The 7,488-nt window shown below is 69.5% G+C and carries 6 protein-coding genes; 2 read left to right on the top strand and 4 right to left on the bottom strand.

Features of this window, described 5'->3' with window-relative positions; all coding sequences use genetic code 11:
- Nucleotides 1-13: 13 nt before the first annotated feature.
- The 4 genes from QR78_RS21605 to QR78_RS21620 all read right to left on the bottom strand — a co-directional run bounded on the left by QR78_RS21605 (nucleotide 14) and on the right by QR78_RS21620 (nucleotide 4,892).
- On the bottom strand, nucleotides 14-1,045 hold the full coding sequence (locus QR78_RS21605; RefSeq protein WP_048429644.1) for an ABC transporter permease: 1,032 nt from the start codon (nucleotides 1,043-1,045) through the stop codon (nucleotides 14-16).
- Nucleotides 1,045-2,040, bottom strand: coding sequence for an ABC transporter permease (locus QR78_RS21610; protein WP_048429645.1), 996 nt, complete (start codon nucleotides 2,038-2,040; stop codon nucleotides 1,045-1,047). The genes QR78_RS21605 and QR78_RS21610 overlap by 1 nt, the downstream gene beginning before the upstream one ends.
- Nucleotides 2,033-3,514, bottom strand: a complete 1,482-nt coding sequence (locus QR78_RS21615; RefSeq protein ID WP_048429646.1) for a sugar ABC transporter ATP-binding protein — start codon at nucleotides 3,512-3,514, stop codon at nucleotides 2,033-2,035. Before QR78_RS21615 ends, QR78_RS21610 begins: the two co-directional genes overlap by 8 nt.
- Nucleotides 3,515-3,893: 379 nt before the next feature.
- Nucleotides 3,894-4,892 carry a substrate-binding domain-containing protein gene (locus QR78_RS21620; protein WP_048429647.1) on the bottom strand — a complete coding sequence of 333 codons (999 nt, stop codon included), beginning with the start codon at nucleotides 4,890-4,892 and terminating at the stop codon, nucleotides 3,894-3,896.
- Between the two features lie 249 nt (nucleotides 4,893-5,141).
- Here QR78_RS21620 and QR78_RS21625 point away from each other — a divergent pair, with 249 nt between their 5' ends.
- Complete coding sequence (locus QR78_RS21625; RefSeq protein WP_048429648.1) at nucleotides 5,142-6,116, top strand: sugar phosphate isomerase/epimerase family protein; 975 nt, start codon at nucleotides 5,142-5,144, stop codon at nucleotides 6,114-6,116.
- 49 nt (nucleotides 6,117-6,165) lie between these two features.
- Nucleotides 6,166-7,236, top strand: a complete 1,071-nt coding sequence (locus tag QR78_RS21630) for a sugar ABC transporter substrate-binding protein (protein WP_089504227.1) — start codon at nucleotides 6,166-6,168, stop codon at nucleotides 7,234-7,236.
- The last annotated feature ends 252 nt before the right edge of the window (nucleotides 7,237-7,488 follow it).

The following is a 7,488-nucleotide window of genomic DNA, read 5'->3' on the forward strand; positions in this document are numbered from 1 at the left end:
GGATCGCGCCGCGTCAGACCTGCGGCGGCGCGGGGCGCAGCACCGGCGCGCGCAGGCCGGCCAGCAGCGGACGGAGCTGGTCGCGCACCGCAGCGATCAGGCTGACCGACAGCAGGATCCCGCCCCAGACCGCCAGCGTCAGGAACTGGCTGAAATCGAGGAGGACGCAGGCCGTCGAGATCAGCTGAAGCACGACCAGTGCCAGGACCAGCCCGCCGACCCGGCCGAAACCGCCGGTCGGCGAGATGCCGCCGAGCACACAGGCGAGGATCGTGACCAGGAGGTAGCTCTCGCCGTAGGCCGCGTTGGCGGAGTTGAAGCGCGCCATCATGACGAACCCGGCGATCGCCGCGACGAGCGAGGTCAGGACGTAGATGCGCAGCAGCGCCGCCCGCGTGTCGATGCCGGAGAAGCGCACCGCTTGCTGGTTCGAGCCCATCAGGGTCAGCACGACGCCGAACGGGGTGCGGGTGAGCAGGATGCCGAGGGCGAGCGCGACGAGGCCGAACAGCAGGAGCGGCGTCGGGACGCCGATCACCGAGCCGCTGCCGAGAAACAGGATCGCGGGCGGGAAGTCGGAGACGACGCTGCCGCGGGTGAGCCCGATCGCCAGGCCCTTGACCAGCGTCATGGTCCCGAGGGTCGCCAGGATTGGCGAGACGCGCAGGTAGCCGATCAGGGTGCCGTTGAGGAGACCGACCAGGGCCGCCGCCGCGAGCCCGGCGACGAGCGCCCCCGCCTCGTAGGCGAGCAGGAGGGCGCCGCCCGCACCGTCGGGGGCGGCCTTCAGCACCGCGGCCGCCGCGAGCGCGGCGAGGTTCGCGGTCGCGATGATCGACAGGTCGAGGCCGCCGGAGAGGAGCGTCACCATCATGGCGAGGGACAGGAGGCCGAGCTCGGGCAGCTGGTAGGCCATCGAGCGCAGGCCCGCCGGGGCGAAGAGCCGGTCGCCGACGAGCGGCGCGACGGCGAGGCACAGCACGGCGAGGAGGGCGAGGAGCCGCAGGTTGGTGCGGCCGACGGTCCGCAGGAGGATGTCCGGCATCAGGCGAGCCCCGGGGAATCGTGCCAGCGGCGGCGGGCGCGGGCCGCCATGCCGGCGACGGCGGCGACGATGACGAGGCCCGTGAAGAAGTCGGTCCAGTAGGACGACACGCCCAGCAGCGCGAGGCCGTTCTTCATGATAACGACGAGGGCGAGGCCGAGGATCGCGCCCAGGACCGAGCCGTGGCCGCCGTCGAGGCTCGCCCCGCCGAGCACGGCGGCGGCCACGACCTCAAGCTCGCGCCCGACGAGCGCGGTCGGCGACACCGACTGGGTGTACTGGGCCTGGACCAGGGAGGCGAGGCCGGCGACGAGGCCCATATAGCCGTAGACCAGGAGGTTGAGGCGGGTGGTGCCGAAGCCGACGCGCCGGGCCGCCTCCGGGTTGCCGCCGAGCGCGAAGACCTGCCGGCCGAAATGGGTCCGGTTGAGCAGGAACCAGGCGCTCGCGAAGGCGAGGACCAGCGCCCAGATCTGCAGGCTGATCGCGTAGACGTTGCCCTTGGCGTCGGTGGTGACGAAGAGGTCGACCCCGTCCCCGAACCAGGCCGGCAGGGTGAAGATGTCCTGGCCCCGGGTCACGGTGAGCAGGATGCCGTAGATCACGCTCTGCGTGGCGATGGTGACGATGATGCTGGCGATGCCGAGCGTGCTCACCAGGACGCCGTTGAGGAGGCCGAGGCCGAGCCCGATGCCCCCCGCGATGGCGACGATCTCGCCCCAGCCGGCCCCGGTCGCGTTGGCGACGGTGAGCGCCGCGTATTGCGCCACCGAGGCGACGGCCGCGAACGAGATGTCGATGCCGCCGGCGATCAGGACGATCAGGAGCCCCGAGACCAGGATGCCGTTGAACGCCGTCGCGTTCATCATCTCCAGGATGTTCTGGACGCTCAGGAAGTTCGGCCTGAGCGCGGTCAGCACCACCACCATGCCGAGGACGACGAGCCCGAGCCAGAGTTCCTGCGGCGCGCGCCCGCCGCGCGATGCGTTACGCATGAACCATCCTCCTCAAGTCGGGCTCGGCGACGTGGTGCGCCATGACCTCGCCGGTCAGCCGCCCCTCCCGCATCACCAGGATGCGGTCGCAATGGTAGAGGACCTCCGGGATCTCGTCGGAGATCATGATGACGGCGAGCCCCTGCGCCGCGAGCTCCTTCACGAGCGCGTAGATCCCGTCCTTGCCGTGCAGGTCGACGCCGACCGTCGGGCTGTCGAGGATCAGCACGCGGGGCTTGGTGGCGAGCCACTTGGCGATCACCACCCGCTGCTGGTTGCCACCCGAGAGCGTCCTCACCGGATCGTCCGGGGTGCCGATCTTGATCGCGAGGTCGCGGATCCAGTCGCGGATCAGGCCGGCCTCGCGGCGCCGCCGCAGGAGGCCGAGGCGGTCCTTGAGGGTGTCGAGCACCGTCACCGTGACGTTGGCGCCGATCGACTGCTCGAGGACGAGCGACAGCGACAGCCGGTCCTCCGGCACGTAGGCGATCCCGCGCGCGATGGCGTCGCGGTTGGAGCGAAACGTCACTGCCTCGCCGTCGATCCGGATGGTGCCGGCATCCGGCGCATTCATGCCGAAGAGCGAGAGCGCCAGCTCGGTCCGGCCGGCGCCGAGGAGGCCGGTCAGGCCGAGGATCTCGCCGGGATAGAGCGCGAAGCCGACATCCTGGTACTCGCCCGCCTTGCACAGGCCCTCGACGGCCAGCACCGGACGCTCGCGCGCGACCGCGCGGTCCCTGGTTTCGTAGGTGAAGGATTGGCCGGACATCAGCACGGCGAGGCGCTGCTCGGTCATGTCCTTGGCGTCGTAGGTGCCGAGCTTCACGCCGTCGCGGATCACCGTGACCCGCTCGGCGATCTCCAGCACCTCGTCGAAGCGGTGGCTGACGAACAGCACGCTGATGTCGCGGCGCTTCAGTTCGAGGGTCAGCGCCAGCAGCGCATCGACCTCGTGGCGGGTGAGCGAGGCGGTCGGCTCGTCCATGATCACGAGCTTGGCATCCGCGGCGATCGCCCGGCAGATCGCCACGAGCTGGCGGTTGGCGATCGACAGGTGCGACACGCGCTCGTCGAGATCGAGCGCGACGCCGATGCGCCGCATCGCCGCCTCGGCGACCTCGCGCATCCTCTTGCGCTTCACCAGCCCGGTCAGGCCGCGATGCTGCGCGATGGCGATGTTCTCGGCGACCGTGAGGTTCGGGAAGAGCGACAGGTCCTGGTAGATCACCTGCACGCCGAGCGCGCTGCTCTCGACCGGCGTGAGCCGGGCGTGCTCGCGCCCCTCGACCGTGATGCGGGCACCGGGATCGGGGTCCTGCACGCCCGAGATGATCTTGATCATCGTGGACTTGCCCGAGCCGTTGCCGCCGACGAGGCAGTGGATCTCGCCGCGCGCCAGGTCGAAATCGAGGTTCGACAGGGCCTGGACCCCGCCGAAGCGCTTCGACACGCCCCGCATTTCCAGGAACATCATGGTTGGGGTCCGTGATTGCGGGGCTGGTCGGAGATGAAGAGGCGCTGGCAATCCCCTCTCCCCGACAGATCCCGGGCCTTCCCCGGGATCTGCAAGCGACGGACGAAGTCGGGCAGGCCCGACTTCGTCGCGGGGAGAGGGCTGTGTTCCCGTTCAGGGAACGCAGCGAGGCGTCAGCCGAGGGTGAGGGGGTGTTTCCGGAGGAGTCTCACTCGTCGAGACCCCCTCACCCTCGCTCCGGCTTTCGCCTACGCTCGCTTCATCGACGACAAGGTCGATGAAGCCCTCTCCCCGCCCGCGGGGAGAGGGAAAAACCCGCGCCTTAACTTTCCTGCACAGATCCCACTGCGATCGTGCGCAGTCAGTGCTTGGAAGCAGCTCAGAGCCCCTGCTTCACCAGATCACCGACGGTCGTCTTGTTGATCGTGAGCACGCGATCGACCTGGATCACCCGGTTCGCCTCGTCGACCGTGGCCGGCCCCAGCGTCGGGATCTCCGTGCCGGTCTTGATCGGCGTGCCGTCGAGCACCATCCGGGCGATGGCGACCATGCCGTAGCCGGCATCCTTGGGGTTCCACAGGAAGCCCTCGCGGATCGCGCCGCTCATCAGCAGGGCCTGCGCCTGGGCGGGGATCATGGTGCCGACGACGGCGACCTTCTTCTCCAGGCGGCGCTGCTTGATCACGTTGCCGGCGCCGATCGGGCCGTTCGAGCCCATCGACATGATGCCGCGCACGTCCGGGTAGGTCTGCAGCACCTGCTGGGTCACGCGGGAGGATTCGTCGATGAGGTCGGCGCCGGGGAAGCGGTCGGCGACCATCCGCATCTTGGGGTAGTGCGCCTTCTGGTAGGCGATGGCGGCATCGGCCCAGGCGTTGTGGCCCGGGGTCGTCAGCGTGCCGACATAGACGACGTAGTCGCCCTCCTCGCCCATCTCGCGGGCGAGCGCCTTCATCTGCATCTCGCCGTAGTTCTTGGCGCTGATCAGCTCGAGGTCCCAGGTCTTGCCGTCCTGGTTCTCGCCCTCCTGCGTGATGACGATGATGCCGGCGTCGCGGGCGCGCTTCACCGCCTGGGCAGTCACCTTCACGTCGAGGGGCACGAGGCCGATCACGTCGACCTTCTTGGCGATCAGGTCGTCGATGAGCTTGACCTGCTGGGCAGGGTCGACCTGGGCGGGACCGACCATCGTCGTCTGGATGTCGAACTGCTTGCCGGCGGCCTCGAGGCCCTGGTTGAGGATGTTGAACCAGGGGACGCTGGCGGCCTTCACCACCGTCGCCATCGTCTTGGGCGCGGCCGCGAAGGCGCGGGTGGCGTGAAGCGGCCCCGCGACCGCCAGGCCGCCGAGGATCTTGAGAGTGGTGCGTCGATCCATGATGCGTTCCCCGACCCCATCGCGAGCGGCGACGCCGGCCCGCTTTATTTACTGCAACACAGGTATGCGTGAAGCGTGGGGCGTGTCAAGCACCGGCCGATCACCGTCCGGGGCCCTCGTTTGCTGCATCGCACCATGACAGCCGGGACTGGGGGTGAGCCCGATCCGGCGATTTCCTACTTTACAAATTTACTCTGATCCGTGATGTTTCGGTGAGACACAGGAGACCCGCCGGTGACATCCGCCCCCGTGCGCTTCGCGACGCGCCTGAATTCGTTCGCCTCGCAGCCCGACGCCTTCTGGCCCAAGGGCCACGGCAAGCCGAGCCCGCTGGAGATGGCGGCCCGCGCCGCGACGGCCCGCGGCCTCACCGACGTCGACCTGAACTTCCCCGATCACCTCGGGCCCGACCCGCGGGCGACAGGCAACGCGATCCGCGACCTCGGCCTGACCGTGAACGGCCTGGCGATGCGGTACTACTCGAACCCCGCCTTCAAGATCGGCGCCTTCACCAACCCCGATCCGGCGGTGCGGCGCGAGGCGATCGACCTGACGAAGCGCGGCATCGATGCGGGCCGCGAGGCGGGCTGCAACCTGATGACCCTGTGGCTCGGCCAGGACGGCTTCGACTACGCCTTCCAGGCCGACTACGCGAAGCTCTGGGCCGACGAGATCGACGGCATCCGCGAGGTCGCGCTGCACGATCCCGAGTGCCTGATCAGCATCGAGTACAAGCCGAACGAGCCGCGCTCCTACAGCCTGCTGCCCGACTGCGCCACGACCCTGCTGGCGCTGAAGGAGATCGACCTGCCGAATCTCGGCGTCACGCTCGATTTCGCGCATGTCCTCTACGCCGACGAGCAGCCGGCCTTCGTGGCGGCGCTGATCGGCCGGCACAGCCGCATCCTCGGCCTGCACCTCAACGACGGCTACGCCAAGCGCGACGACGGGCTGATGGTCGGCGCGGTCCACCCGGTCCAGACGATCGAGCTCCTGCGGCAGGTCCGCAAGGACGGCTTCCACGGGCCGATCTACTTCGACACCTTCCCGGACCTGACCGGCCTCGACCCGGTGGCCGAGTGCGAGGCCAACATCGCCACGGTCACGGCGATGCTCGGCGTCGTCGACAAGCTCGAGGGCGACAACGAGCTGAGCGCGGCCGTCGCCCGCCAGGACGCCGTCGCGAGCCAGAACCTCGTCCGCAAGGCGATGCTCGGCCGCTAAGGCCGGTCCGTCCCCGGTCGCGTCCATCAAGAACACGAGGAGGAACGCCATGAAGTCATTGCTATTGTCCGGGTTCATGCTGCTCGCCGCCACCGTCGCGCTCGCCTCGAGCGCCGCGCAGGCGCAGGACCTGAAGCCCCTGAACCCGGACACCGAGACGGACCGGATCGACTGGAGCCAGCTCGGCACCAAGCTCGGCCCGATGCCCAAGCCCGCGGCCGGCACCCGCGCCGGGGCGGTGTCGAAGACCCTGACCAACGAGTATTGGCGTCTCCTCGGCGAGGGCTACCAGTCGCTGGGCAAGACGCTCGGCGTGAAGGTCGCCTACCAGGCGGCCCAGAACGAGGGCGACCAGGTCGGCCAGCTCTCGATCGCCGAGACGATGATCGCGCAGGGCGTCAACGTGCTGCTGGTCTCGCCGCAGACCAACGCCAACCTCGAGCCGATTCTCGGCGAGGCCAAGCAGGCCGGCATCCCGGTCGTCAACGTGAACGACGCGGTGATCCCGCTGGCGCCGCACTACGTCGGCAACGTGCAGCGCGACAACGGCGTGCGCGTCGCCCGCTGGTTCATCGCCAACCGCCCGGACGGCGGCAAGCTCGCGGTCATCGAGGGCCAGGCCGGCGTCTACGCGGCGACCCAGCGCACCGCCGGCTTCAAGGCGACCATCGCGGCCGACGGCGGCAAGTTCAAGGTCGTGGCGAGCGTGCCGGGCAACTGGGACCGCCAGCTCTCCTACGACGCCGCCACCACCCTGCTGCAGCAGCACCCGGACCTCGTCGGCTTCTACTGCAACAACGACACGATGGCGCTCGGCGTCGTCGAGGCGGTGAAGAACGCCGGCCTTCTGGGCAAGGTCGCGGTGTTCGGCACCGACGGCATCACCGATGCCCACGCATCGATTCGCGCCGGCGAGCTCACCGGCACCGTCGACAGCTTCCCGGTGCTGACCGGCGAGGTCGCCATGGAGGCGGCCCTGCGCATCCTCGCCAAGGAGCCGGTCCCGCGGGTCGTCGCGACCCCGCAGGCCCTGATCACCAAGGACAACATCGAGCGCTACAAGGGCAAGGGCGCCGACCTGCGGGCGGTGCTCGAAGAGGACGTCCGGTCGGGCAAGTAGCCGGCGCCCGTGGGGGGCAGAGCCGTCCAGGCACATCCCCGAGACGCGAATGGCGCGGGTTTCCCCCTCTCCCCGCGGGCGGGGAGAGGGCCGTGTTCCCGTTCAGGGAACATGGCAAGCGGAGGCGAAAGCCGAAGCGAGGGTGAGGGGGTGTTGCCGGAGGAGGCTCACTCGTCGAGACCCCCTCACCCTCGCCCTGCGGGCTTGCCGGACCTCCTGAACGGAGGCCCGGCCCTCTCCCCGCACGCGGGG

Origin of the sequence: Methylobacterium indicum (genome assembly GCF_001043895.1) — a bacterium.
GTDB lineage: Bacteria > Pseudomonadota > Alphaproteobacteria > Rhizobiales > Beijerinckiaceae > Methylobacterium > Methylobacterium indicum.